The organism is Streptomyces flavovariabilis (assembly GCF_000725785.1).
GTDB lineage: Bacteria > Actinomycetota > Actinomycetes > Streptomycetales > Streptomycetaceae > Streptomyces > Streptomyces hawaiiensis.
On record NZ_JNXD01000013.1, the window covers coordinates 26,366 to 51,583 of the forward strand.

General features: G+C 71.0%; 22 protein-coding genes. 13 read left to right on the forward strand and 9 right to left on the reverse strand.

Annotation, left to right across the window (positions count from 1 at the left end):
- Positions 1–145: 145 nt before the first annotated feature.
- The 5 genes from IO24_RS0123375 to IO24_RS0123395 all read left to right on the forward strand — a co-directional run bounded on the left by IO24_RS0123375 (position 146) and on the right by IO24_RS0123395 (position 8,068).
- Positions 146–916 carry a TIGR03089 family protein gene (locus IO24_RS0123375; RefSeq protein ID WP_031138456.1) on the forward strand — a complete coding sequence of 257 codons (771 nt, stop codon included), beginning with the start codon at positions 146–148 and terminating at the stop codon, positions 914–916.
- Between the two features lie 115 nt (positions 917–1,031).
- Positions 1,032–2,213 carry an LCP family protein gene (locus IO24_RS0123380; RefSeq protein ID WP_031138458.1) on the forward strand — a complete coding sequence of 394 codons (1,182 nt, stop codon included), beginning with the start codon at positions 1,032–1,034 and terminating at the stop codon, positions 2,211–2,213.
- Between the two features lie 241 nt (positions 2,214–2,454).
- Positions 2,455–4,194 (forward strand): LCP family protein, encoded by a 1,740-nt coding sequence (locus IO24_RS0123385; RefSeq protein WP_031138460.1) that lies wholly within the window; start codon positions 2,455–2,457, stop codon positions 4,192–4,194.
- 233 nt (positions 4,195–4,427) lie between these two features.
- Entirely contained in the window at positions 4,428–6,182 is a 1,755-nt protein-coding gene (locus IO24_RS0123390; protein WP_031138462.1) for an LCP family protein, read from the forward strand.
- A 227-nt stretch (positions 6,183–6,409) separates the two neighbouring features.
- Complete coding sequence (locus IO24_RS0123395) at positions 6,410–8,068, forward strand: LCP family protein (RefSeq protein WP_031138464.1); 1,659 nt, start codon at positions 6,410–6,412, stop codon at positions 8,066–8,068.
- 80 nt (positions 8,069–8,148) lie between these two features.
- Here IO24_RS0123395 and IO24_RS0123400 read toward each other — a convergent pair whose 3' ends face one another.
- Genes IO24_RS0123400 through IO24_RS0123410 form a run of 3 tightly spaced genes read right to left on the reverse strand, consistent with a single transcriptional unit; the run spans position 8,149 to position 11,488 of the window.
- Positions 8,149–9,426, reverse strand: a complete 1,278-nt coding sequence (locus IO24_RS0123400; protein ID WP_045296341.1) for an ABC transporter permease — start codon at positions 9,424–9,426, stop codon at positions 8,149–8,151.
- Complete coding sequence (locus IO24_RS0123405) at positions 9,426–10,121, reverse strand: ABC transporter ATP-binding protein (protein ID WP_031138468.1); 696 nt, start codon at positions 10,119–10,121, stop codon at positions 9,426–9,428. Before IO24_RS0123405 ends, IO24_RS0123400 begins: the two co-directional genes overlap by 1 nt.
- Positions 10,118–11,488: a peptidoglycan-binding protein gene (locus IO24_RS0123410; protein WP_031138470.1), complete on the reverse strand. Its 1,371-nt coding sequence runs from the start codon at positions 11,486–11,488 to the stop codon at positions 10,118–10,120. The genes IO24_RS0123405 and IO24_RS0123410 overlap by 4 nt, the downstream gene beginning before the upstream one ends.
- A gap of 276 nt (positions 11,489–11,764) precedes the next feature.
- On the opposite strand from IO24_RS0123410, the gene IO24_RS42165 reads away from it, so the two are divergent.
- Positions 11,765–12,166 carry a hypothetical protein gene (locus IO24_RS42165; protein ID WP_031138472.1) on the forward strand — a complete coding sequence of 134 codons (402 nt, stop codon included), beginning with the start codon at positions 11,765–11,767 and terminating at the stop codon, positions 12,164–12,166.
- Between the two features lie 15 nt (positions 12,167–12,181).
- Complete coding sequence (locus IO24_RS42170; protein WP_051905969.1) at positions 12,182–13,135, forward strand: hypothetical protein; 954 nt, start codon at positions 12,182–12,184, stop codon at positions 13,133–13,135.
- 137 nt (positions 13,136–13,272) lie between these two features.
- Here the strand turns inward: IO24_RS42170 and IO24_RS0123430 are convergent, their stop codons facing one another.
- Entirely contained in the window at positions 13,273–14,310 is a 1,038-nt protein-coding gene (locus IO24_RS0123430) for a glycosyltransferase family 2 protein (RefSeq protein ID WP_031138476.1), read from the reverse strand.
- Between the two features lie 127 nt (positions 14,311–14,437).
- Here IO24_RS0123430 and IO24_RS0123435 point away from each other — a divergent pair, with 127 nt between their 5' ends.
- Positions 14,438–15,919: an LCP family protein gene (locus IO24_RS0123435; RefSeq protein WP_031138478.1), complete on the forward strand. Its 1,482-nt coding sequence runs from the start codon at positions 14,438–14,440 to the stop codon at positions 15,917–15,919.
- An 18-nt stretch (positions 15,920–15,937) separates the two neighbouring features.
- Here IO24_RS0123435 and IO24_RS0123440 read toward each other — a convergent pair whose 3' ends face one another.
- Positions 15,938–16,522 carry an acyl-CoA thioesterase gene (locus tag IO24_RS0123440; protein ID WP_078899326.1) on the reverse strand — a complete coding sequence of 195 codons (585 nt, stop codon included), beginning with the start codon at positions 16,520–16,522 and terminating at the stop codon, positions 15,938–15,940.
- A 92-nt stretch (positions 16,523–16,614) separates the two neighbouring features.
- Here IO24_RS0123440 and IO24_RS0123445 point away from each other — a divergent pair, with 92 nt between their 5' ends.
- Positions 16,615–17,916 carry an LCP family protein gene (locus IO24_RS0123445; protein ID WP_078899325.1) on the forward strand — a complete coding sequence of 434 codons (1,302 nt, stop codon included), beginning with the start codon at positions 16,615–16,617 and terminating at the stop codon, positions 17,914–17,916.
- Between the two features lie 60 nt (positions 17,917–17,976).
- On the opposite strand, the gene IO24_RS0123450 is transcribed toward IO24_RS0123445, so the two are convergent.
- Positions 17,977–18,342: a four-helix bundle copper-binding protein gene (locus IO24_RS0123450; RefSeq protein ID WP_031138484.1), complete on the reverse strand. Its 366-nt coding sequence runs from the start codon at positions 18,340–18,342 to the stop codon at positions 17,977–17,979.
- Between the two features lie 244 nt (positions 18,343–18,586).
- Here IO24_RS0123450 and IO24_RS0123455 point away from each other — a divergent pair, with 244 nt between their 5' ends.
- Complete coding sequence (locus tag IO24_RS0123455; protein WP_031138486.1) at positions 18,587–19,792, forward strand: phospholipase D-like domain-containing protein; 1,206 nt, start codon at positions 18,587–18,589, stop codon at positions 19,790–19,792.
- A 54-nt stretch (positions 19,793–19,846) separates the two neighbouring features.
- On the opposite strand, the gene IO24_RS0123460 is transcribed toward IO24_RS0123455, so the two are convergent.
- Positions 19,847–21,004: an acyl-CoA dehydrogenase family protein gene (locus tag IO24_RS0123460; RefSeq protein WP_031138488.1), complete on the reverse strand. Its 1,158-nt coding sequence runs from the start codon at positions 21,002–21,004 to the stop codon at positions 19,847–19,849.
- A 188-nt stretch (positions 21,005–21,192) separates the two neighbouring features.
- On the opposite strand from IO24_RS0123460, the gene IO24_RS0123465 reads away from it, so the two are divergent.
- The gene (locus IO24_RS0123465) at positions 21,193–22,536 is read left to right on the forward strand and encodes a UDP-glucose dehydrogenase family protein (RefSeq protein ID WP_031138489.1); all 1,344 of its coding nucleotides are present in this window, start codon (positions 21,193–21,195) and stop codon (positions 22,534–22,536) included.
- 102 nt (positions 22,537–22,638) lie between these two features.
- Here the strand turns inward: IO24_RS0123465 and IO24_RS0123470 are convergent, their stop codons facing one another.
- Positions 22,639–23,145, reverse strand: a complete 507-nt coding sequence (locus tag IO24_RS0123470; protein WP_031138491.1) for a CGNR zinc finger domain-containing protein — start codon at positions 23,143–23,145, stop codon at positions 22,639–22,641.
- Positions 23,146–23,261: 116 nt separating this feature from the next.
- Between IO24_RS0123470 and IO24_RS0123475 the strand changes: the two genes are divergently transcribed.
- Positions 23,262–23,633, forward strand: coding sequence for a VOC family protein (locus IO24_RS0123475; RefSeq protein WP_031138493.1), 372 nt, complete (start codon positions 23,262–23,264; stop codon positions 23,631–23,633).
- A gap of 14 nt (positions 23,634–23,647) precedes the next feature.
- The gene (locus IO24_RS0123480) at positions 23,648–24,040 is read left to right on the forward strand and encodes a VOC family protein (protein ID WP_031138495.1); all 393 of its coding nucleotides are present in this window, start codon (positions 23,648–23,650) and stop codon (positions 24,038–24,040) included.
- An 18-nt stretch (positions 24,041–24,058) separates the two neighbouring features.
- On the opposite strand, the gene IO24_RS0123485 is transcribed toward IO24_RS0123480, so the two are convergent.
- Positions 24,059–25,195 (reverse strand): dipeptidase, encoded by a 1,137-nt coding sequence (locus IO24_RS0123485; protein WP_031138497.1) that lies wholly within the window; start codon positions 25,193–25,195, stop codon positions 24,059–24,061.
- Positions 25,196–25,218 lie beyond the last annotated feature (23 nt).

Below are 25,218 nucleotides of genomic sequence, written 5' to 3' on the forward strand. Positions count from 1 at the left end.
CTGATCTTTGACATAGTCATACAAGTCTGTCCATTTGGGATTTGACGGGCCGTCGGCCGGGTTCGGCCGAACCGGTGGCGGATCAGCGGCGGGGCGGTGGCCGGGCCGTTGGGCGGAGGGTCGTGCGCCGCGTACGCTTGCGCGGGTGAACGCCACCGATCGCACCCCCGCCGACCTGCTGGGTTCCGCGCTCGCCGCGGATCCGGGACGCCCCCTGGTGACCTTCTACGACGACGCCACGGGTGAACGTGTCGAACTGTCCGTGGCCACCTTCGCCAATTGGGTGGCCAAGACCGCGAACCTCCTCCAGGACGAGCTGTCCGTCGAGCCCGGGGACCGGGTGGCGCTGCTGCTGCCCGCGCACTGGCAGACGGCGGTGTGGCTGCTGGCGTGTGCGTCGGTGGGAGTCGTCGCGGACGTGTCCGGGGATGCCCGGACGGCGGACGTCGTGGTGAGCGGACCGGACCGGCTGGAGGAGGCACGGGCCTGCTCCGGCGCTCGGATCGCGATGGCGCTGCGGCCGCTCGGCGGACGGTTTCCGCAGGTCCCCGAGGGGTTCACCGACTACGCGGTGGAAGTCCCGGGCCAGGGTGACCGGTTCGTGCCGTACGCACCCGTGGATCCGGAGGGGCCCGCGCTGATCGTGGCCGGGCGGGAGTTCAGCGGGGCCGAGGTGGTCGAGCGGGCCCGGGCCGAGGCGACGGCGCTGGGTCTGACCGGGCCGGGGTCGCGGATCCTGTCGGGGCTGCCGTACGACACGTGGGAAGGGCTGAACGCGGGGTTGTACGGGCCGCTGGCCACCGGGGGTTCCGTGGTGCTGTGCCGGCATCCGGAGCAGGCCGGGGACGGGGTGCTGGACAAGCGGGTGGAGAGCGAGCGGGTCACGACGATCGCCCACGGCACCGCGGGCCGGTAGCCGAGCCCCTCCCCCGTTCGGCCCATCCCCACCCACCCCCCACCCTTCATCCGCGCCATGGTCGTAGGAGCAGTGCGCGCGGGGCGTTCCTACGTCAGGAGGGGTGGTTGCTGCCGTGGGCTACAGGGTCGGTCCGGGCGCGGGGGCGTCCGCCAGCGGGCGGGGGCTCGTGCGGCGGCACCGGCGGCGGTGGGCGCGGATCACGGCGTTCGGGGTCACGGCTCTCCTCGTCGCGGCCGGCGGAATCGGCTGGGCCGTGTACGCGAAGCTCAGCGGGAACATCACACCCGACGAGGCGGCCGCCGCCGAACTCGCGCGGTACGAAAAGGAGCGGCCCACGTCCCTGGTCAAGGACGCGCGGAACATCCTGCTGATCGGGTCGGACTCGCGTGAGGGGAGCGACAACGCGCGCTACGGGCGGGACTCCGGCACCGAGCGATCCGACACCACGATCCTGCTGCACCTGTCCGCCGGCCGGGACAGCGCCACCGCCGTCTCCCTCCCCCGGGACCTGATGGTGGACCTGCCGGGCTGCCGGCGTCCGGACGGGTCCCGCAGCTCCCCCCGGTTCGCCATGTTCAACCAGGCCTTCCAGCTCGGCGGTTCGGCCTGCACCATCCGGACCGTGGAAAAGCTGACCGACATCCGCGTCGACCATCACGTCGTCGTCGACTTCCACGGCTTCAAGGCAATGGTCGACGCGGTCGACGGCGTCGAGGTGTGCCTGCGGGAGCCGATCGACGACCGGGCCGCCAAGCTGCGGCTGCCCGCCGGGCGCGTGACGCTCGACGGCGAGGAGGCCCTCGGTTACGTGCGCGCCCGCAAGACCCTCGGCGACGGCAGCGACACCGAGCGGATGGAGCGGCAGCAGCGTTTTCTCGGGGCACTGGTCAACGAGGTGCGCAGCAATGACGTCCTGCTGAACCCGGCGAAGTTGTATCCCGTGCTGGACGCCGCCACGTCGTCCCTCACCACCGACCCGGAACTGGCGAGCTTGCGTGGTTTGTACGAGCTCGTTCGCGGCCTGCGCGACATCCCCATGGAACAAGTGCAATTCCTGACCGTGCCCCGGGAGTCGTATGTGTACGACGCCAATCGCGACCAACTCGTGGAGCCCGCGGCGGAGCGGCTGTTCGAGCGGCTGCGTACGGACACACCGGTGGTCGTGGAGGGGAACGGCCCACTTCAGGGGTCGTACGGGGATTCGTATCCGGGACCTTATCGGGATCCCGCCGTCACCGTTTCTCCTCCACCGACGTTTCGGGGGAACACGGCAGCCGAGGACACCTGCGTGTAAAGCGGGCACCAAGGCCACTCCAAGGCAATGAACTCTTCACCCAGGAAATGGGCGAATTGCCCAGGTGTAGGGACGTGGAATGGGTCACCGTCGTCGCCCGGCGCCGAAAGGGGCGGTTAGTGTGAGCGATCCGGTGCGCCCGGCTCTGAGGGACGGTCCTGAGGTCGCGCACTGTGTGACCGAGACCCGAGCGCCTTGGAGGGGAAGGCGCCGCGTGCCCCGACGGAGGAATCAGGCAACCGTGGACGCGCAAGGCCGTGGGCGGGCGGACGACATCGATCCCGCAGATCAGTGGGTGCTCAACCCGGACACCGGCGAATACGAACTGCGCCTGGGGGCTTCCGCCCCACAGTCGGGCGTCCCCGGTCCTCGCAGGCCCCGGTCCTCGGAGGCGGCCCCGCCGCCGCGCGGCCGTACGGAGGCGCACGGCCGGTCGCGGCCCGAGACGCCCGGGCGTGCGGTGCCGCCGCGCAGGCGCCGCGGGGCGCCGGAGGAGCCGCTGCCCGGACGGCGCGGACGGCGCCCCGCCAAGAAGGCCTCCAAGAGCCGGAAGATCCTGCTGTGGACCGGCGGCACGATGGCGTTCGTGCTGGTCGCCGGCGCGGGTGCCGCGTACTTCTACATCGAGCACCTGAACAACAACATCGCGTCCGTCTCCGACGACGGCGCGAGCACCGGTGGCTTCCAGAAGGACAAGGCGATCAACATCCTGCTGATCGGCACCGACAAGCGCACCGGCAAGGGCAACGAGGACTACGGCGACGCGGGCAGTGTCGGGCACGCCGACACCACGATCCTGCTGCACGTCTCCAAGGACCGTACGAACGCGACCGCTCTCAGCATCCCGCGTGACCTGATCGTCGACGTGCCGGACTGCCCGACGACCCAGGAGGACGGCACCCAGAAGATCATCCCCGGCACGCAGCAGGCCCGTTTCAACACGAGCCTCGGCCAGGACGGCCGTACGCCCAGCTGCACGATGCGGACCGTGACCGAGCTGACCGGGGTCAAGCCGGACAACTTCATGGTCGCGGACTTCAACGCCGTGAAGACGCTGACCAGCGCGGTCGGCGGGGTCGAGGTCTGCGTGGGCAAGGACCTCGACGACCCGGACTCGCACCTCAAGCTGTCCAAGGGCACGCACACCATCGAGGGCGAGCAGGCGCTGGCGTTCGTGCGCACCCGGCATGCCGTCGGCTTCGGCGGGGACCTGAGCCGGATCGGGCTGCAACAGCAGTTCCTGAGCGCGTTGATGCGCAAGCTGAAGTCCAACGACACCCTCACCAGCCCGTCGAAGATGCTCGACCTGGCCGAGGCGGGCACCAAGGCGCTGACCGTCGACTCGCAGCTGGACAGCATCGGCAAGCTGAAGGACCTGGGTCTGGAGCTGGGCAAGCTCAACACCAAGAACCTGACGTTCACCACCATACCGGTCATCGACAACCCGGCCGAGAAGGTCAAGGCAACGGTCGTACTGAACGAGTCGACGGCCCCGCAGGTCTTCGAGATGATCAAGAACGATGTCTCCTTCACCGCCGTCAAGGAGCAGAAGAAAAAGGAGGCGGCCGCGGTCGCCGCCCGGCTGAAGGGCAGCAAGGCCCCGGCCTCCGAGGTGCGGGTGCGGATCCTCAACGGCGGTGCCGTCGCCGGCAGCGCGCAGGAGACGCTGAGCTGGCTGCAGAACGAGGAGGGCGTGACCAAGTCGGAGAACGCCGGCAACGCGCCCGCCCCGCTGGCGAAGACCACCCTCGAGTACGCCCCCGATCAGGCGGCCCAGGCGCGCCGCCTCGCCGGCATCATGGGCCTGCCGGGGGCCGCGATGAAGCCGGGCGAGAGCGTGACCAACTCCCAGGGGGTGCCCGCCATGACGCTGACCCTCGGCAAGGACTTCGAGGGGGCGGGGGTCTCCCTCACCGCGCCCTCAAAGGCACCGGAGGGGGTACAGAAGTCCACCGCCGACAAGGTGGAGTGCGCCAAGTGACGCGAATTTCCTTCGCGTTCGCCGAACTTCCTTCAAACAAATGGGCGGGATTGCCCAGTTGTGAGAGCGTGGAATTTGTCACCCACGTCGCTTGACGCCGAAGTGTGCGGATAGTGTGTGCGATCCAGTGCTCTCACCCATGAGGTCCGTCCTGGGGGCGTGCACTGCTTGACCAGCACCGTGCGCCTTCCGGGGGAGGGCGCCGCGTGGCCCGACGGAGGAATCAGGCAACCGTGGACGCGCAAGGCCGTGGGCGGGCGGACGACATCGATCCCGCAGACCAGTGGGTACTCAACCCGGACACCGGCGAATACGAACTGCGACTGGCCCCTTCCGCAGCGCAGTCGTCCGTTCCCGGGCAGCGCGGTTCCGGTAGCCGTGGCACGACCGGAACAGGCGGTGCGGCACGTGCCCGCAAGACCGCCCCCGCCCGTCGTTCGGGGGCGGCCGCACCCGGCGGCGAGGCTCCCTCCCCGCGCAGACGCACCGGTGTCCCGGCCGAGGCGGCCGCGGGACGGCGCGGGCGCCGTCCGGTGCAGAAGAAGGCGAAGGGCAAGAAGGTCCTGGTGTGGACCGGCGCCTCGCTGGCCTTCGTGCTGGTCGGCGCGAGCGGTGCCGCGTACCTCTACTACGAGCACCTCAACAGCAACATCACGTCCGTCTCCGACGACGGCGCCGGCACCGGCGGGTTCAGCAAGGACCGCGCGATCAACATCCTGCTGGTCGGCACCGACAAGCGCACCGGCAAGGGCAACGAGGGCTACGGCGACAGCGGCAGCTCCGGGCACGCGGACACCACGCTGGTGCTGCACGTCTCCAAGGACCGTACGAACGCGACGGTGCTGAGCATCCCGCGCGACCTGATCACCGACATCCCGGACTGTCCGACGACACAGGAGGACGGCTCGGAGAAGGTCATCCCGGGCAAGCAGCGCACCCGCTTCAACAACAGCCTCGGGCAGGAGGACCGGACGCCGAGCTGCACCATGCGCACGATCACCGAGCTCACCGGGCTGAAGATGGACCACTTCATGGTGGCCGACTTCAACGCGGTCAAGACGCTGACCAGCGCGGTGGGCGGGGTCGACGTCTGTCTGGCCAAGGACATCAAGGACCCCGACTCCAAGCTCGACCTGCCCAAGGGCGAGCACACCATCGAGGGCGAGGAGGCTCTGGCCTTCGTCCGCACACGGCACTCCGTGGGCTTCGGCGGTGACCTCAGCCGGATCGAGCTGCAACAGCAGTTCCTGGGCTCGATGATGCGCAAGCTGAAGTCCAACGACACCCTCACCAGCCCGTCGAAGATGATCAAGCTGGCGGAGGCGGGCACCAAGGCGCTGACCGTCGACTCCCAGATCAGCACGATCAAGAAGCTGGCCGATCTCGGGGCCGAGCTGGGCAAGTTCGACACCAAGAACCTCACGTTCGCCACCGTGCCCGTCGTCGACAACCCGGCGGAGAAGGTCAAGGCCACGGTGGTCCTGAAGGAGCCGCAGGCCCAGCAGCTGTTCGCGATGGTCCGGGAGGACGTGTCGCTGAGCGACGTGAAGCAGCAGAAGAAGAAGGAGAAGGCCGCCGAGGCCGCCCGGCTGAAGGGCACCAAGGCGCCGGCCTCCGAGGTCCGGGTGCGGATCCTCAACGGCGGTGCCGTCACCGGCAGCGCCCAGGAGACCCTCAGCTGGCTGCAGGTCCAGGAGGGTGTGACCAAGTCCGAGAACGCGGGCAACGCCGAGCAGCCGCTGGCGAAGACCACGCTGGAGTACGCGCCCGATCAGGCGGCCCAGGCGCGCCGGCTCGCCGGCATCATGGGCCTGTCGGGGGCCGCGATGAAGCCGGGCGAGAGCGTGACCAACTCCCAGGGGGTGCCCGCTATGACGCTGACCCTCGGCAAGGACTTCGAGCGGGCGGGGGTGCCCCTCACCACTCCGGAGAAGGTGCCGGACGACGTGCAGAAGGCCACGGCCGACAAGGTCGAGTGCGCGAAGTGACCTGACCGTCCCTTCCTGCGTCTAACAGGCGGACGGAGCATGCCCGGACGAATCGGCCGGGCGTACATCCGACCGGGTGTGTCAGTGGTCCAACCAGAAGCGGGGACGACCGTGCTCCGGTGGAGCAGCGGGGGAACCCGTGGTCCGGACGGACACGGGTCGCCCGCGATCCGAACACGACGCGGGGCGGACCCGTGGGTCGGCCGTAGGGGTGGGGAGGCAGGGGTATGGCGCAGAGTGACGTGCGCGGAGGCGGCACACGGCACGATTCGGGCGGCCTGGCCCAGGACGAGCGTCCGGGGACGGCGGCGCCCGCCACGGGCGGGGGCGAGGGGGGCAGAGGCGGCCACGGGCGGCGGCGCGGCCGGCGGCGCGGCGGCAGCCGCCGGATATTGCGCTGGTCCGCGATCGTGCTGTCGCTGCTGATACTCGGGACGGCCGGCGCCGGATACCTCTACTACCGCCATCTCAACGGCAACATCGACAAGGGCAAACGCAACAGCGGCGAGTCCGACGTCAAGAAGACCGGGCCCAACGCGGCGGGCCAGACCCCGCTCAACATCCTGCTGATCGGTTCCGACAGCCGGAACTCCGCGGAGAACGTCAAGCTCGGCGGCAGCAGGGACAACGTCGGCAGCAAACCCCTGGCGGATGTGCAGATGCTCCTGCACGTCTCGGCGGACCGCGAGAGCGCGTCCGTGGTGAGCATCCCGCGGGACACCCGGGTGGACATCCCGAAGTGCGTCGACCCCGACACCGGGGAGACCTACCCGGCCAAGAACACGATCATCAACGAGACGCTCCAGCGCGGCGGTCCCGGCTGCACCCTCGCCACCTGGCAGAACCTGACCGGCGTGTACATCGACCACTGGATGATGGTCGACTTCGCCGGAGTGGTGGACATGGCGGACGCCGTCGGCGGCGTCCCGGTCTGCGTCAACCAGAACGTGTGGGACCGGCCGCTGTCCGGCCAGCGCGGCGGCTCCGGACTGAAGCTGAAGGCCGGCACGCACAAGGTGCAGGGCAAGCAGGCGCTGCAGTGGCTGCGCACCCGCCATGCCTGGGGCAGTGACCCGCTGCGCGCCAAGGCGCAGCACATGTACATGAACGCGATGATCCGGACGCTGAAGCAGCAGAACGTCTTCACCGACACCGGCCGCCTGATGGGCCTGGCCGAGTCGGGCACGAAGGCGCTGAAGGTGTCCGAGGAGATCGGCACCGTCAAGGAGCTGTACGACGTGGGCATGCAGCTCAAGTCGGTCCCGACGAACCGCATCACGATGACGACGATGCCGTGGATCGAGGACCCACTGGACCGCAACCACCTCGTGCCCAAGCCCGAGGACGCCGACAAGATGTGGGCGATGCTCCGCGACGACGTCTCCTTCGACAAGTCCGGGAAAGCGCGGGCGGCCACGTCCTCGGGGCCGTCCCCGGCGTCGGTGAAGGCCACGGGGCCCGCCGCCGCGCCGGCCGCGGGGCTGTCGGTCTCCGTCGTCAACGGGACGGCGAGCGAGGAGCTGGCCGCCGTTCCCCGGCGGGCCGCCGCGATCGTGGCGGCGCTGCAGCAGGAGGGCTTCACCCGGGCCGTCGCCTCGGGCCGGCAGGATCCGCACGCCCGGACCCAGGTGACGTACCCGAAGAGCACGGGGGAGCAGGGCCGGGCCAACGCGCTGTCGGTGGCGAAGGCGGTCGGCATCCCGGCCGGCCAGGTACGGGCCACGGATGACGTCACCACCACGCTGACCATCGGCAGCGACTGGCGGGAGGGCACGGCCTACCCGAAGCAGAAGGCTCCCCAGGCGGGCGATCTGCCCGACTCCGCGGACGCGCTGACCGCGGACAAGAAGGAGTGCATGGACGTGTACAAGCCCTATCAGTGGTGAACACGTCCGCGGCATGAGAAAGCGGGGCCCGCCGCCGGGAGGACGGCGGGCCCCGCCGCTCTCACCGATTCGTGGAACGCTCAGCGGCGCAGGGCCTCCGCCGGCTGGATGCGGCTGGCACGCCAGGCCGGGTAGAGACCCGCGAGCACGCCGGTGGCCAGACCGGCCAGCGGGGCGGTCACGACCGTCGCCGGGTGGATGACGGGCGTCCACTCACGGTGGACGGCCATGGCGACGACGGTGACCGTGCCGAGGCTCGTGCCGACCAGACCGCCGAGGGCGCCGAGCGCGCCCGACTCGGCCAGGAACTGGACCGTGATGTGCCGGCCCCGGGCGCCGAGCGCGCGGCGCAGGCCGATCTCCCCGGTGCGTTCCAGCACGGCGACGAGCGTGGTGTTGGCGATGCCGACCGCTCCGATGACCAGGCAGATCCCGGCCAGCAGCATGAAGAGCTGGTTCAGGTCGGACGTGACGCTGCCGCGCAGGGTCTTCGGCTCGGGCGGCGGTACGACCTTGAAGTGCTCGGGGTGGGCCGGGTCGAGGGCGAGTGCCGCCTCGGAGGCGATCTGCCGGGCGGCGCCGAGCTCCGTGGAGATGAGCATCCTGGCCCGCTCGCCGCTCTGCGGTCCGCCCCAGATCTCCTCGGCGGTGGTGCGCGGCACCACGACCGAGAGCAGCAGGTCGGCCTTGCGCTCCACGTCCTCGACGATGCCGATGACGGTGAAGGCCCGGTCGCCGACGAACACCGCCGGGGCGGTCTCCAGGGTGGAGATGCCCAGCCGGGACGCGAGCCCCGAGCCGATCAGGGCGACGTTCTCCCCGTGCCGGTCGTGGTAGGTGTCGAAGGTCCGGCCCTGTGCCAGCCTCGGCTCGGCCGCCGCGAGGACTCCGGGCGAGGCGGCGACGACCTGCGCCTCCTCCCCCGTCGCGCCGGCGGTCGGGGGCGCGGCGCCGACGGTGGTGCCCGGCTCCAGCTGTACGGGCCAGTACACCCCGGCCTCGCGGACGCCGCCCAGCGCCTCGATGCGGCGGTCGGCGTCCGCCGGGAAGGCGTTGGCGAGGAACTCGGGCTGGTCACCGCCGGTGTCCTCGACGGTCACCTCGGTGGCGGTCAGTTCGTTGAAGCGGGAGTCGATCTGCGAGGACGTGGTCGCGGTCAGTCCGAGGACCGCGACGAACGTGCCGACGCCGAGCACCGTGCCGAGCGCCGTCAGCGCGGACCGGGCGGGCCGCTGGAGGATGCCGGCGACGGACTCCGCCAGCAGGTCCTGGGGGCTGAACCGGGAGCGCTCGCCCGCGGGTGAGCGCCGCGCGGCCTTGCCGAGGCCCGGCACCCGGAGGTTTCTGAGGCCCGGCATCAGACACTCACCTGCTCCGTCAGCACCCCGTCCCGGATGGCGACGGTCCGCCTGCCGCGGGCCGCGACGTCCGGGGCGTGCGTGATCACGACGAGGGTGATGCCGTCCGCGTGCAGTTCGTCGAGGAGGGCGAGGACCGACTCGGCCGTCTGCGTGTCGAGGTTGCCGGTCGGTTCGTCGCACAGCAGCAGGGACGGCCGGGCGACCAGGGCCCGGGCGATGGCGACGCGCTGGCGCTCACCGCCGGACAGCCGGGTGGGCAGCGCCTCGGTGCGGTGGCCGAGGCCCACCCGGCGCAGGGCCTCGCGGGCGCGTTCCCCGCGGCCGCGGCGGGCGCCGCCGTTGTAGACCATGGCCAGCTCGACGTTCTCCAGCGCGGAGCGGTGCGGCAGCAGATGGAAACTCTGGAACACGAACCCGATGCGCCGCCCGCGCAGTCCGGTGCGCTCGGCGTCGGCGAGGGGGCCGGTGTCGATGCCGTCGAGGAGGTAGCGGCCCTCGGTGGGCGCGTCGAGCAGCCCGGCGATGTTGAGGAACGTCGACTTGCCCGATCCGGACGGGCCCACGACCGTGACGTAGTCGCCCTGCCGCACCGTCAGGTCGCAGGGTTTGAGGGCCGGTACGGGCGGTGGCCCGGGATAGGTCAGCCCCACCCCGCGGAACTCGATGACCGGCGGCGTGCCGGCCGCGCTCACCTGGCGGTCCCGTCGCCCGCGGCGGGCCGGACACCCACGACGACCTTGTCGCCGGCCGCGAGCCGGGCGCCGCCCACCGGGGTCACCGCGGTGTAGCCGTCGCCGGAGGTGCCGGGCCGTACCTCCACGCGCCGCCGCTCGCCCGTGGCGTCCAGCACGGTGACGGTGGTGCGCGCGTCGGCGCCTGCGGACAGTGCGGAGACCGGGACGACGAGCACCTTGCCGTCGGAGGAGCCGGCCTCGACGGTGAGCCGTACGTCCTGGCCGGCCAGGCGGGCCGGGAGGGCCGAGTCGGGCTTGACGGTGATCGCGTAGCCCTGCCCCGCGGGTGCCGCGGCGGCCGCGGTGTCGTCGGCGTCCGCCTCGGGGACGGTGGGTGTGTCGGCGACCGTGCCGACGGTGCCGGTGAGTTCCTGGCCGTAGACCTCGGAGAGCACCTTGACCTTCTGGCCGGGGCGGACGAGGTCCTTCTCCTGGGCGCCGAGGAAGCCGGTGACGACGAGCCGGCCGGCGGAGACGGTGGCGAGTTTCTCGCCCGCGACCGTGCCGACCTTGGCCGTCATGCTGTCGACCCGGGCCGGGAAGCCGGAGAGGAAGACGACCTCGGAGGCGGGCACCATCGGGCCCGACACGGCTTCGGCCTCGGCCAGTGCGGCCTTCGCCTCGGTGAGGTCCTCGCGGGCGTAGCGGATCTCGTCGGCGTCGGCCTTGTCGCCGAGCAGTCCGTCGAGGACGCGCTGGGCGCTCTTCACCTCGTCGCGGGCGCTTTCCAGCGGGTCGGCGCCGTCCTTGCCGCCGCCCGCCGTGACGGGTTCGTAGCCGATGGCGGCGTACAGCGCGGCGACGGCCTGCTTGGTGCCGGGGCCGTAGGTGCCGGGGGTGTCGGCGCCGGTGCCGTGGCCGCGATCGCGCAGGGCCTTCTGCAGTTGCCGGACGTCGTCGCCCCGGGAGCCGGGCTTGAGGTCGCGGTACACGGGGAGTTCGCCGCGCAGGGCGAAGACCGGGCGGCCGGAGACCTCGACGAGGACGCGGCCGCCGCGGAAGGTCTGGCCGGAGCGCACCATGACCTTGGTGACGACGGGCCGGGCGACGTCCTCGGCGGCGGTGCCGGCGGGGGCGATGTCCACCGTCTGGGAGGCGGAGACCGTGCCCCGGGTGACGACGGTATCGGCGAGGACGCGGTGCTCGACGGGTGCGGTGAGGACGTCGGGGGCGGGCGGCCGGGCCTCGGCCGCGGCCTGCGCGGGCGACTTCACGTAGGCCGACGTCCACAGTGCGGCACCGACGAGCACGACCGATCCCACGGCCAGCGCGGTCAGCGACCACCTGCGCCGGGTCAGGCCGGAGCTCTCCCCCTGCTTGGACAACTGACACTCCCCCAACAGCGAACGACATGGGCCGGGTTGATGCCTTCACACGGCCCGACCAGCACCTTCACATCGTCATGGTCACGCGAGATGACCATTTTCGCTCGACAGAAGTCAAGTTACTTATTTCAAAAGTCACCTGCCGACCGAATATTTACGGCCGTGATGATCATTTTCAGGCCACAAGCGACACCTGCCTTTCACCTAGGTGCACAACTCATGCAAAGATCCTGCGCCGTTGGGCACACAACCCTCACAGGAAACGGGGAGAAACTGATGAGAGGTCGTTCCTGCTTCGCCGCGGCCGCGCTCGCACTCGGCACGCTCGCGCTGAGCACGGCCCCGGCCCAGGCCGGCTACAACGACGGCCGCTGCGACAGCGGCGAGCTGTGCATGTACTACCACTCGACCCAGTACGGCGCGTCGTCCTCCGTCGACTACTACGACGAGGAGCCGAGCCACCACGACGACGTGTTCCGCTCCAGCGGCGCCGGCAAGGGTCAGGTCGTGGGCAACAACGCGTCGTCCGCGAAGTGCGAGGGCACCCGCTACAACTACGCGATCTTCTTCAACTCCAACTTCAACGGGCAGCGGCACAACCACACCTGCGACGGTGTGCGCCGCAACACGCCGGGCTGGCTGCAGAACAACAACGCCTCCAGCTACGAGCCCTTCTAGGACGCGGACGATCCCATGCCGCGCAGTACCACCGCACGACGGCTCGGGGCGGCGCTGGTGTGCGCCGCCCTCGGGCTGACCGCCTGCTCCTCGGGCTCCGGGGACGACGGCACGCCGGGCTCCCGCTCCAGCGCGGCCCCGCCGGTCGACTTCAAGAACCCTCCGGAGGTCAGCGCCACGCCGAGCATGGCCGCCTCGGTCAACCTCGAACTGCCGCTGGAGGCGTACGCCTGGACCGACGCCGAGTTGCGCACCAGACGGCAGGGCGAGGACCTGCTCGCCGCCGCGTGCATGCGCAACTACGGCTTCGCCCTGGAACCCCGGCCGCCGTACCGGGGCGACAAGGCCCTGCGTGACGCCAACCGGTACGGGGCGTCCGACCCGGACAAGGCCTCCCGCTTCGGCTACCACCTGGACCCCGGCGCGCGCGGGCCCAAGCCGCCGAAGGAGAACTACTCCAGCGCCGAGTCGCTCGTGCTGTTCGGTCCGCGGGAGGGGCAGTCCGCCCGGGCGAAGCAGAACGGCAAGGCCGTCCCCAAGGGAGGTTGCTGGGGCAGATCCCTGCGCGACCTCGCGTCCAAGGGGCCCGAGGTCCACCCGGACCAGGAGGAGTTCGCCGACCAGCTCGCCGGCTTCACCTACCAGGAGTCCCAGAAGGACTCCCGGGTGAAGAAGGCGTTCACCGCCTGGTCCGCCTGTATGAAGGAGCGGGGCTACTCCTACTCCTCCCCCATGGCCGCCGTGGAGGACAAGCGGTTCACCAGGTCGGCCACCGCCTCGGCCGAGGAGATCCGCGTCGCCGAGGCCGATGTCGCCTGCAAACGCGAGAACAACGTGATCGGCGTCTGGTACGCCGTCGAGGTCGCGTACCAGGAGCGGGCCATCGAGAAGAACGAGCAGTTGCTGAACACGCTCAAGGAACGCAAGAGCTCCATCCTGAAGGCCGCGGCCGCCGCCGGCGCCCGCTGACCCGACGGTACCCCGCGAGTCCTGCGGCTCCGGCGGCCGCAGCGGCCCGGGCCGCTGACCACCGCAGACCGGCGCCCGCGCACACCAGGGGCCCCCTCCCCGGACGGGAAGGGGGCCCCTGGTCACATCAGGTCAGGTCAGCTCGCGGCGGCGTCCGCGCGCACCGCGGGGCGCCGGGAGGCGATGACCTTCTTCGCCAGCGCCCGCGGGCTGGTCAGGAAGCCCCAGCCCCACGACATGTGCATCGTGGCCAGCGCCACGGGGATCTGCAGCCGCGCCTTCAGCGGCAGCCCCTTGCCCGCCGGCACCGAGCCGAGCAGGATCGCCGCGAGGTAGCCGCCGGGCACCACGAAGCCCCAGGGCGTCAGCAGCGCGCCCACCACGGCACCTGCCGCGATCGCGCACACGGCGGTCGGCGGGGCGAGGTAGCGCAGGTTGATGGAGCCCTCGTGGTAGCGGGCGACCACATGCCGCCAGCGGCCGTAGTCCTTGTACTGCTTGGCGAGCGCCCTCACGCTCGGCCGCGGCCGGTACGACACCTTCAGCTCGGGTGAGAACCAGATCAGCCCGCCGGCCTCACGGATGCGGAAGTTCAGCTCCCAGTCCTGGGCGCGGATGAACTCCACGTTGTAGCCGCCCTGCTGCTCCAGCGCCTCGCGCCGGAACACCCCCAGATAGACGGTCTCGGCCGGGCCCGCCTGACCGCCGGTGTGGAACGCGGCGTTGCCGACCCCGATCTTCGAGGTCATCGCGGCGGCGACCGCGTGCTCCCAGTCGTTCTCGCCCTCGGCGTGCATGAGGCCGCCGACGTTCTGCGCGCCGGTCTCCTCCAGGAGCCGTACGGCGGTGGCGATGTAGTTCGGCGAGAGCATGCCGTGCCCGTCGACGCGGACGACGATCGGATGCCGGGAGGCGTTGATCGCCGCGTTCAGCGCCGCGGGCGTACGGCCGGTGGGGTTCGGGACGGTGTGAACACGCGCGTCTTCTGCCACGAGCTCGGCGGCGATCTCGTCCGTGCGGTCCGTGGACGGACCGAGGGCGATCACGACCTCCATCTCGCCGGCGTACTCCTGCGCGAGGATCGCTTGGACTGCTCCCCGCAGATGCCGCTCCTCGTTGAGGACGGGCATGATCACGGAAACGGCGGGGAGCCGCACGTCGGGATTGGCGTTCATAGGGGGCTCACGTTACCGCGAACGAGGGACACCGGTGCGCGCCGCCGGGGCGGTACCGCAGGCCGCAGATCGTATCGGCCTACGGTTTCACAGATCCCACGTACGGCCGTCGTCCGGAGGTGTCCCCATGCCCACGCCGCCGCGGTCCCCTCGGTCCACCGCCGCCCCCCGGCACCGCCCGCAGCCCCCCTCCCCCCGCCGCGCTCAGCGCAGGCCCGCACCGCCCGCGCGCAAGCCGCGCTGGGGCCTGCGGGCGATCACCACGCTGTCCGTGGTGGTCCTCGCCTCCGCCGGCATCGGGCATGCGGTGATGACCAGCCTGGACGCGGACATCGCCCGGGTCGACCCCTTCAAGGACATGAAGAACCGCCCGCAGGCGGGCCACGGCATGAACGTCCTGCTGGTCGGCACCGACGGCCGCGACAAGATCAGCGAGGAGGAGCGCCGCAAGTACCGGCTGGGCGGCGCCCCCTGCCACTGCACCGACACGATCATGATCGTGCACATCTCCGAGGACCGGGACCGGGCCAGCGTGGTGAGCCTGCCGCGCGATTCGTACGCGGTGACTCCGTCGCACGTCGACCGGGTGTCGGGCAAGCGGCACCAGGGGCACCCCGTCAAGCTGAACGCGGCGTACGCCGAGGGCGGGCCACAGCTGACCGTGCGCACCGTCGAGAACATGACGAAAGTGAAGATCGACCACTACCTGGAGGTCGACTTCACCAGCTTCATGAAGACGGTGGACGTGGTCGGGGGCGTGCAGATCTGCACTGCCGACCCCCTCAAGGACAACTACACCGGCCTCGACCTCCCGGCCGGGCGGCACACGCTCGGAGGCGGGCAGGCGCTGCAGTTCGTCCGCGCCCGCCACGTCGACGGGGCCTCCGACCTGGGCCGTATGAAGCGGCAGCAGCGCTTCATGGCGGCGCTCGTGGAACGGCTCACCTCGTCCGGGGTCCTCCTCAACCCCATGAAGTTCCGGGACGTGACGCGGGCGGTGCTCGGCTCGGTACGGGCCGACAAGGGCTTCGGCACGGACCAGATGCTGGACCTGGGCCGCGCCATGCGGAACTTCTCGCCCTCCTCCTCCGAGTTCACGACCGTCCCGATCGGGCGGATGGCGTACGCCGTGAAGGGCGTCGGCTCCACGCTGAAGTGGGACCCCGTGAAGGCGGAGCGCCTGTTCCACGCCCTGCGCCAGGACCAGCCGCTGTCGGCGCACCGGCCGGGCGGCGCGGCCCGGATCGTCCCGGTCGCCCCGCAGCAGATCCGCGTCCAGGTGGAGAACGGCACCCGCACGCCCGGCCTCGGCCGCCGCGTGGACGCGGCCCTGGCGTCGACGGGCTTCCGCACGACCAAGGCGCCGGTGAACGCCGCCGCCCGTGACGTCAAGCGCACGATCGTCGCTCACGACCCCCGCTGGGACCGCTCCGCCAAGTCCCTCGCGGCGGCCCTGCCGGGCAGCGAACTCCGGGCGGTCCAGGGCCTGGGCCCGACGCTGAAGGTGATCGCGGGCCCGGACTTCGAACGCGTCCGCAAGGTGCGGGCCGAGGACCCCGGTCAGGGCGAGTTCGGGGTGGTGCGGGGGGACGAGGCGGCGTGCACGTAGGAGTCCGGGCGGCCCGGGTCAGTCCTCGAACCCCTCGGCCGCCCGCTTCTCCCGCAGGTCCATGATCGCCCGGCGGCGGGCCAGGCGGTGGGTGCGGCGGATCTGGGCCTCCTGGTAGCGGCGCTTGTCGCGTTCGCTCTCCGGGAGGACCGGGGGGACCCGGCGGGGCTTGCCGTCGGCGTCGACCGCGGCGAAGACGAGGTAGGCGGAGCCGACCTGCGTGGGCGGGGCGGACTCGTTCCAGCGTTCGGCCAGGACCCGGACGCCGACCTCCATGGACGTCCGGCCGGTCCAGTTCACCTGGGCCTTGACGTGCACCAGGTCACCGACGCGGACCGGCTCCAGGAACGCCATCTCGTCCATGGACGCGGTGACCGCCGGTCCGCCGGAATGCCGCCCGGCCACGGCCCCCGCCGCGTCGTCGACCAGCTTCATGATCACCCCGCCGTGCACGGTCCCCAGAAGGTTCGTGTCGTTGTGGGTCATGATGTGGCTGAGGGTGGTGCGGGACGCCGAAGTCGGCTTGCCCGGGATATCCGGACCGCCGGAATCCGCAGCTGGGGCCTGGTCTGTCATGGCCCCTACCTTATGCCGAGGGCGCATGAGGGGGTTTTGTGTCAGCTTCGCCACAGCCGTGCTCTGATTTTCCGACGACTCTTGTATGGCGCACTACCCGGACCTGCACACTGGGGCGCATGAATGATTGGCCCGAGGGATTCTCCGCCGACAACCGCGGCAACCGCTACGGACGCGGCAGCTCGAGCTCACAGCCCGAGAGCGCCCGTGTCATGCGGCAGGTCCGCCGCGGTCCGGCGGCATCGCCCGGGCAGGCGGGATACGGCGGCGCCCCGCCGTACAGCGGCGGAGTGCCGCAGCAGCCGTCCTACGTCGACGGTGGTGGCCGCGGCCCCGGCGACAGTTACGACAGCGGCTACAACACCGGCCAGGTCTACGGCTCCCCCGGCGGCGGAGGCCCCGGCGGTCCGGGGGACGGCTTCTACGAGCCGCGCCCCGCGCCGAACTGGCGCCGCCGCATCAAGGTGACCGCCATCACCGTGGTGACGCTGTTGGTCGTGACGAGCGTCGGCACGTACTTCTGGGCCGACTCCAAGCTCAACCGCGACGTCGACCTGTCGAAGGTCATCGACCGTCCGGAGGCGGGCGAGGGCACGAACTACCTGATCGTCGGCTCCGACAGCCGCAAGGGCATGTCGGCCGAGGAGAAGAAGAAGCTGCACACCGGGTCCGCCGAGGGCAAGCGCACGGACTCGATGATGATCCTGCACACCGGCGGCGGCGCCCCGACACTGATCTCGCTGCCGCGTGACTCGAACGTCACGATCCCGTCCTTCAAGGGCTCCGACTCCGGCAAGCTCTACCCGGCCACGGGCCGCCAGACGAAGCTGAACGCGGCCTACGCCGAGGACGGCCCGGAGCTGCTGGTGCGCACCGTGGAGGCCAACACGGGCCTGCACATCGACCACTACGTGGAGATCGGCTTCGCCGGCTTCGCGAACATCGTGGACGCGGTCGGCGGCGTCGAGATGAACATCCCGCAGGACATCAAGGACACCAAGTCCGGCGCGGACCTGAAGAAGGGCACGCAGACCCTCAACGGCGAGCAGGCCCTCGCCTTCGTCCGTACCCGCTACGCCCTCAGGGGCTCCGACCTGGACCGCACGAAGAACCAGCAGAAGTTCCTGTCGGCCCTGGCCAACCAGGTCGCCACTCCGGGCACGGTCCTCAACCCCTTCAAGCTGTACCCGACCATGAGCGCCGGCCTGGACACCCTCGTGGTCGACAAGGACATGAGCCTGTTCGACCTGGCATCCATGTTCTGGGCGATGAAGGGCGTCAGCGGCGGCGAGGGCAAGTCGATGAACATGCCGATCGCGGGCAACAGCCCCAACGGCAACCTCCAGTGGAACACCGCGAAGGTGAAGACCCTGGTGAACGAGCTGAAGAACGACGACCCGGTCACCGTCTCGGGCAACTGAGCGGGCAGGCAGCGCGAAGGGGGCACCCGGGCGGGTGCCCCCTTCGTCATGAGGCGGTGCTCACATCGAGGCGGCCGACATCGAGCGGCACATCTCGGCGCAGCGGCGGCAGGCCTCGGCACAGCGCATCATCTGCGCGTCCTCCGGCATGGACATACACGCCTCGGCGCACATGTCACAGGCCCGGGCGCACATCGCGCACATCTCGGCCATGAGGGGCGAGCGGCGCATCATCATGTCGGCGCACATGCGCGTCATCTCGGCGCAGTCCATGACCGCGCGCATGATCTGCATCTGGGCGGGGCCGCCCATCTGCAGGCACGAGCTCATGGTCTCCTCGCACACGCTGTGGCAGGTCATGCAGGCCTGGACGCAGTCCTGCATCTCCTTGCTCAGCGGGGTGGTGGTGGCGGGCTGCTGGGTCATGACGTCCTCCCGGGGAGCGGCGGGAGCCGCGGATCGGCGCCCGCTCCTCTCGTCCTACGCCTTCGGCCCCATGAGCACCACAGGGCTGACCCGCCCGTGTGCGGTCCTCTCCGTTTGTGAGGCACGACTCGCCGGGCTCTGCGTGAAACCCCCGGCAGCGGCAAGGAGGGGTTGCAGGCGCCCGGGGGGCCGGTGTCGCACCGGCTGGGGCGGCGAGCAACCCGTGCAGGGGGGAGACCCACACATGACACAGCAGACCTATGACGAACGGCGGGCCGCGGAGCCGAGAGGGCCCGAGGCCCAGAAGCAGCGGCTGCGCAGGCGGCTGGAGCGGCTGATCGGCATCGCCGCGACCGAGGGCAACGAGCTCGTGCCGCTGCGCAACGGCGACGAGATCTTCCCCGCGATGCTGGCCGCCATCCGTGCCGCGGAGCACACCGTCGACATGATGACGTTCGTGTACTGGCGCGGCGAGATCGCCCACGAGTTCGCCGCCGCCCTGGCCGAGCGGGCCCGTGCGGGTGTCCGGGTGCGGCTGCTGCTGGACGGCTTCGGGGCCAAGGAGATAGAGCGGGGCCTGCTGGACGCCATGGACGAGGCCGGCGTCCAGGTGGCCTGGTTCCGCAGGCCCACACGCCTGTCGCCGATGCGGCAGAACCACCGCTGCCACCGCAAGGTGCTGGTCACCGACGAGCACACGGCCTTCACGGGAGGCGTGGGCATCGCGCAGGAGTGGTGCGGCGCCGCCCGGAACCCGGACGAGTGGCGCGACACCCATGTACAGGTCCGCGGCCCCGCCGTGGACGGCATCGCCGCGGCGTTCGCCCAGAACTGGGCCGAGTGTCACGACGACCTGTACGACGACCACGACCGTTTCTCCGCCCAGGAGCAGCCGGGCCGGGCCACGGTCCAGGTCGTGCGGGGTTCGGCCGCCTTCGGCTGGCAGGACATGCAGACGGTCCTGCGGGTCCTGATCACCTCGGCGCAGGAGCGCCTGCGGCTGGCCACGGCCTACTTCGCCCCCGACAGCTACTTCATCGACCTACTGGCCGCGGCGGCGCGCCGCGGGGTCCTGGTCGAGATCCTGCTGCCCGGCCCGTACACCGACCAGCGGGCGTGCCTGCTGGCCGGGCGGCAGCACTACCAGTCGCTCGTCGACGCCGGCGTGGACGTGCGGGAGTACCAGCCGACCATGCTCCACACCAAGATCATCACGGTGGACGGGGTCTGCTCCCTCATCGGCTCCACCAACTTCAACCGCCGCTCCATGGAGCACGACGAGGAGGTCGTCCTGGCCGTCCTGGACGAGGACTTCACCGCGGAGCTCGACGCCGACTTCGACGTCGACCGCGAGCGGAGCGAGCCGATCGACCCCTCCCGCTGGAAGCGGCGGCCCCTCCCCCTGCGCCTCGCCGAGGCAGCGGTGACCCCGATCCGGCGCTTCCTGTGAGACACGTCGGCCCCCGGCACGAGCCGGAGGCCGAGGTGTGTCCGCGAGGCAGGGCTACGGCAGGTTGCGCGCCATGACGATGCGCTGGACCTGGTTCGTGCCTTCGTAGATCTGGGTGATCTTGGCGTCGCGCATCATGCGCTCCACCGGGTAGTCGCGCGTGTAGCCGTACCCGCCGAGAAGCTGGACCGCGTCCGTCGTGACCTCCATCGCCACGTCCGAGGCGAAGCACTTGGCGGCGGCGCCGAGGTAGGTGAGGTCGGCGTCGACGCGCTGGGAGGCGGCGGCGGCCTGGTAGGTCAGGGCGCGGGCGGCCGAGATCTTCATGGACATGTCGGCGAGCATGAACTGGATGCCCTGGAAGTCGGCGATCGCCTTGCCGAACTGCTTGCGCTCCTGGACGTAGCCCTTGGCGTAGTCGAGGGCACCCTGGGCGATGCCGAGGGCCTGGGCGGCGATGGTGATGCGGGTGTGGTCGAGGGTCTTCATCGCCGTGGCGAAGCCGGTGCCCTCCTCGCCGATCATGCGGTCGGCGGGGATGCGGACGTTGTCGAGGTAGACCTCGCGGGTCGGGGAGCCCTTGATGCCGAGCTTCTTCTCGGGGGCGCCGAAGGAGACGCCCTCGTCCGACTTCTCGACGACGAACGCGGAGATGCCCTTGGAGCGCTTGGCCGGGTCGGTGACGGCCATCACCGTGTAGTACTCGGACTCGCCGGCGTTGGTGATCCAGCGCTTCACGCCGTTGAGGACGTAGTGGTCGCCGTCGCGGACGGCCTTGGTCTTCATGCCGGCGGCGTCGGAGCCGGCGTCCGGCTCGGAGAGGCAGTACGAGAACATGCCGTCGCCCTTGGCGAGCGGGGTCATGTACCGCTTCTTCAGGTCCTCGGAGCCGGAGAGGATCACCGGGAGCGAGCCCAGCTTGTTCACCGCGGGGATGAGGGAGGACGAGGCGCAGACGCGCGCGACCTCCTCGATCACTATGACGGTCGCCAGCGCGTCCGCGCCCGACCCGCCGTACTCCTCGGGTACGTGCACGGCGTGGAGGTCGTTGCCGACCAGCGCCTCGAGCGCCTCCTGCGGGAAGCGGGCCTCCTCGTCCACCGCGGCGGCGTGCGGCGCGATCTTCGCCTCGGCCAGGGAGCGGACGGCGTCACGGAGCATGTCGTGCTCCTCGGACGGGCGGTACAGGTCGAAGTCAGCCGATCCGGCCAAGGTCTCTCACGCTCCAAAACGCTGCGATGCTGACGCTAACTACCGTTAAGTAATCAAAAGTTTATGGGGTCGCCCACGGGAGTGATACGTGAGCTAGGCGACAGCGAAGAAGTTGCCCAGTGAAGCGCGCCGCCACGCCCCGGCTATGCTCGGGCGCGCACCACATGCCGTAGACCTCTGGAGCACCCATGGCCCTGAAGATCACCGTGATCGGCACCGGTTATCTCGGCGCGACACACGCGGCGGCCATGGCCGAGCTGGGCTTCGAGGTGCTCGCCCTCGACGTCGTGCCCGAGAAGATCGAGAAGCTGGAGCGCGCCGAGGCCCCGATGTACGAGCCGGGGCTGGAGGAGCTGCTGCGCAGGCACGTCGCCGGCATCGAAGGCTCCAGCGGCCGACTGCGCTTCACACAGGACTGGGCCGAGATCGGTGCCTTCGGCGATGTGCACTTCGTCTGTGTGAACACCCCGCAGCGGCACGGCGAGTACGCCTGCGACATGAGCTACGTCGACTCCGCGATCGCCTCGCTGGCCCCGCATCTGCACGGTCCGGCACTGGTGGTCGGCAAGTCGACCGTGCCGGTGGGGTCCGCGGACCGTCTCGCCGCCTACCTGGCCGCGCACGCGCCCGCCGGGGAGGATGCCGAGCTGGCGTGGAATCCGGAGTTCCTGCGCGAGGGCTTCGCCGTGGACGACACGCTGCATCCCGACCGTCTCGTGGTGGGTGTGCGCAGCGAGCGGGCCGAGAAGCTGCTGCGGGAGGTGTACGCGACACCGATCGCCGAGGGTTCGCCGTTCGTGGTCACCGACTTCCCGACCTCGGAGCTGGTGAAGACCTCCGCGAACTCCTTCCTCGCCACGAAGATCTCGTTCATCAACGCGATGGCGGAGGTGTGCGAGGCCGCGGGCGGGGACGTCGCCAAGCTGGCGGAGGCCATCGGGTACGACGACCGGATCGGGAAGAAGTTCCTGCGGGCCGGGATCGGCTTCGGCGGCGGGTGTCTGCCGAAGGACATCCGGGCGTTCATGGCGCGCGCCGGTGAACTGGGCGCGGACCAGGCGCTGACGTTCCTGCGGGAGATCGACTCGATCAACATGCGCCAGCGCGGGCAGATGGTGGAGCTGGCCCGGCAGGCGCTGGGCGGCGGGCCGTTCCTGGGCAAGCGGGTGGCGGTGCTGGGCGCGACCTTCAAGCCCGACTCCGACGACGTACGGGACTCCCCCGCGCTGAACGTCGCCGGGCAGATCCACCTCCAGGGCGGGCAGGTCACGGTCTACGACCCCAAGGGCATGGACAACGCCCGCCGTGTGTTCCCGACGCTCGGCTACGCCGACTCGGCACTGGACGCCGTACGCGGCGCCGACATCGTGCTGCATCTGACGGAGTGGCGGGAGTTCCGCGAGCTGGACGAGGGGGCTCTCGGCGAGGTCGCCGCGGCCCGGGTCATCCTGGACGGCCGCAACGCGCTCGACCCGGAGCGCTGGCGCAAGGCCGGCTGGACGTACCGGGCGATGGGCCGCCCGAAGGCCTGAGCGCGCGGCGCACGAGACAGGTGACGCCGGTTCGGCCGAGGCTCAGTCGGCCGAACCGGCGTCTTCGTGCATTCTGCACCAGCCGGCCCAGTGGCGGGTCCCCTACACCTCCTTGGCGCGGTAGCGGCGCATCTTCGCGCGGGCCCCGCAGACCTGCATGGAGCACCAGCGGCCGCGGCCGGCCGGGCTGCGGTCGTAGTAGGCCCAGTGGCAGTCGGCGGCCTCGCAGGCCTTGAGCCGGATCCAGGTGCCGGCGACCAGGGCCTCGGCGACTGCGGCCGCCACGCGTGCGTGCAGGGAGCGGCCGTCCGCGGGGGCGAGGGCGGCCGAGCCGTCCGCCGCGTCGACCGTGACGAGCAGCGGGGCTTCGGCCAGGAGTGCGCCGAGGGGGGCGACCTCGCGGTGCGGCGGGTGGCCCGCGTGGGCGAGGAGGGTCGCACGCAGGGACTCGCGCAGGGTGCGGGCCCGGTCCGTCTCGTCCGCGGCGATGCCGAGGCGCTCTCGGCCCTCGGGCGTGTCCAGCGCGTCGGCGCCGGACTCGATGTCCAGCGTGTTCACCAGGGCCTCGACCAGGGCCAGGCCGCCGGGCGCGGGCGATCTCTCCGTCATGGCTGGACCGTACCTCTCGCGATTCCCCTTGCGAGGTTACCGCCCATGCGGGAGCATGCAGTAACGGTTACTGGTTACCCGCCTCTGCAGGTAACGCCGACTTCGAGGAGGAAGTCATGGCTCTCGCCAAGCTGGGTGTCGTCGTCCTGGACTGTCCCGACCCGCGCGCCCTGGCCGGTTTCTACGCCGAGGTGCTGGGCGGCACGCCGACGGTGGAGACCGACGGGGAGGACGAGTGGGTCGACCTGAAGGTGCCGGACGGCACACCGCTCGCCTTCCAGGCATCCCCCGGGTACGTACCGCCGAAGTGGCCCTCGCCCGACGGCTCGCAGCAGTTCCACCTCGACCTCGTGGTGGACGACCTGGACGCGGCCGAGAAGGGCGTACTGGCGCTCGGGGCGAAGCCGCTGGACGCGGAGGACCGGGAGCGGACCTTCCGGGTTTACGCCGACCCGGCCGGGCACCCGTTCTGCCTCTGCGCCTGCTGACCCCCGGAGGCCTCATGTCCGCAGTGGCACGTTTTCGTTCCGTGGTCGTCGACTGCCCCGACCCCCGCGAGCTGGCCCGCTTCTATGCGCGGGTCGGCGGCGGAACACCGGAGGACGACGACCCCGACTGGGTGGTGCTGCGCGTCCCCGGCGGGCCCCGGCTCGCCTTCCAGCGCTCCCCCGGCCACACCCCGCCGGAGTGGCCGCGGGCCGACCGCAACGCCCAGCAGTTCCACCTGGACTTCGACGCCGGGTCGACCTGGGAGGAGATCGACGCGGCGGAGGAGCGGGTGCTGGCACTGGGCGCGCGGGTGCTGGACAAGGAGGACGACGTGAAGAAGGACTTCCGCGTCTACGCCGACCCGGCGGGGCATCCGTTCTGCCTGTGCCGGATCGAGTCCGGCTGATCCGGCCCGGCCGGCAGGCTAGGCGTCCAGTTCCGAGATCGTCGCCGTCGACGGTTCGCGGCGTTGCTGTGCGGCGCGGGCCGTGAAGTCGGCGCCGCGCAGGACGCGCTGGACGTTGCCCCAGGTCAGCAGGGCCACATCGGCCTCCGCCCAGCCGCGCCGCAGCAGCTCGGCGATCAGCCGCGGATAGCAGGAGGTGTCGCCGAGCTCCTGCGGGTGGGCGGCTCCGGAGTCGTACGTACCGGACAGTCCGACGCAGTGCGCTCCGGCCACGGCACGGATGTGGTCGAGATGGTCGGCGACATCGCGGACGGTCGGGCCGGTCTGCTCGGCGGTCAGCGGCACCAGGCACAGCCCCTTGGCCGCGCCCAGCTCCGCCAGCAGGTCGTCCGGGAGGTTGACCGGGTGGGGGCGCAGTGCCCGTGCAGCGGAACGGCTGCACAGCACGGGTGCCCGGGACAGGCTCAGGACACGGCGGACGGTCTGGGCGGAGGCACCGGAGAGGTCGGCGATCACACCGAGGCGATTCATCTCGCGTACGACCTCCTCGCCGAACCGGGTCAGCCCCGCGTCGCTGGCCCAGGACACCCCGGTCAGTGTGAGGACGCGCAGACCGAGCAGGTGCAGCTGGCGCAGGATGCCCAGCGAGTCGCCCAGGGCCGGTGCGCCGGCGGGGCCGAGGAGCACGGCGACGCGGCCGCAGTTGCGGGCGTCCGCGACCTGCCCGGCCGTGCAGGCCGGCCGCAGGCCCTGGTCGCAGGTCCGGACGACGGTCTTCGCCAGGTCCAGTTGCTCCAGGGTGGCACCGACGGCCCGGTCGCCGTCGAGGCCCTCGGGCAGGTGCAACGACCAGAACAGGGCGCCCACATGGCCGCTGCGCAGCCGGGGCACATCCGTGTCGACGGTGCTCTCTCCGTCCTCCAGGTCGTACCAGGACAGCCGCTTGAGCGCCCAGGGCAGCCCGTTGTAGCCGTCGGCGACGGGGTGAGCGGCGAGGATGGCGTGGGCCCTGGTCATGGGCGCGTCGTCCGGGTCGGAGACGGGCTCGTAGGGCTCCGCCGTGACGACGCCCTCGTCGGGGTACGGCTCGGCCAGCTCGTCGATCTCGCCGGAGGCCACGACGTTGGGGCGCAGGTCGTCCTGGAGGTCTGCCATGGCGGCTCCGTACGGTCGTTCGT

Bases quoted from the DNA above. Each gene is read 5' to 3' on its own strand.
- IO24_RS0123475 (WP_031138493.1), top strand. From the start codon at position 23,262: ATGGCTCTCGCCAAGCTGGGTGTCGTCGTCCTGGACTGTCCCGACCCG.
- IO24_RS42165 (WP_031138472.1), top strand. From the start codon at position 11,765: ATGAGAGGTCGTTCCTGCTTCGCCGCGGCCGCGCTCGCACTCGGCACG.
- IO24_RS0123435 (WP_031138478.1), top strand. From the start codon at position 14,438: ATGCCCACGCCGCCGCGGTCCCCTCGGTCCACCGCCGCCCCCCGGCAC.
- IO24_RS0123485 (WP_031138497.1), bottom strand. From the start codon at position 25,195: ATGGCAGACCTCCAGGACGACCTGCGCCCCAACGTCGTGGCCTCCGGC.
- IO24_RS0123430 (WP_031138476.1), bottom strand. From the start codon at position 14,310: ATGAACGCCAATCCCGACGTGCGGCTCCCCGCCGTTTCCGTGATCATG.
- IO24_RS0123395 (WP_031138464.1), top strand. From the start codon at position 6,410: ATGGCGCAGAGTGACGTGCGCGGAGGCGGCACACGGCACGATTCGGGC.
- IO24_RS0123450 (WP_031138484.1), bottom strand. From the start codon at position 18,342: ATGACCCAGCAGCCCGCCACCACCACCCCGCTGAGCAAGGAGATGCAG.
- IO24_RS42170 (WP_051905969.1), top strand. From the start codon at position 12,182: ATGCCGCGCAGTACCACCGCACGACGGCTCGGGGCGGCGCTGGTGTGC.
- IO24_RS0123445 (WP_078899325.1), top strand. From the start codon at position 16,615: ATGAATGATTGGCCCGAGGGATTCTCCGCCGACAACCGCGGCAACCGC.
- IO24_RS0123465 (WP_031138489.1), top strand. From the start codon at position 21,193: ATGGCCCTGAAGATCACCGTGATCGGCACCGGTTATCTCGGCGCGACA.
- IO24_RS0123470 (WP_031138491.1), bottom strand. From the start codon at position 23,145: ATGACGGAGAGATCGCCCGCGCCCGGCGGCCTGGCCCTGGTCGAGGCC.
- IO24_RS0123400 (WP_045296341.1), bottom strand. From the start codon at position 9,426: ATGCCGGGCCTCAGAAACCTCCGGGTGCCGGGCCTCGGCAAGGCCGCG.
- IO24_RS0123480 (WP_031138495.1), top strand. From the start codon at position 23,648: ATGTCCGCAGTGGCACGTTTTCGTTCCGTGGTCGTCGACTGCCCCGAC.
- IO24_RS0123455 (WP_031138486.1), top strand. From the start codon at position 18,587: ATGACACAGCAGACCTATGACGAACGGCGGGCCGCGGAGCCGAGAGGG.
- IO24_RS0123440 (WP_078899326.1), bottom strand. From the start codon at position 16,522: ATGCGCCCTCGGCATAAGGTAGGGGCCATGACAGACCAGGCCCCAGCT.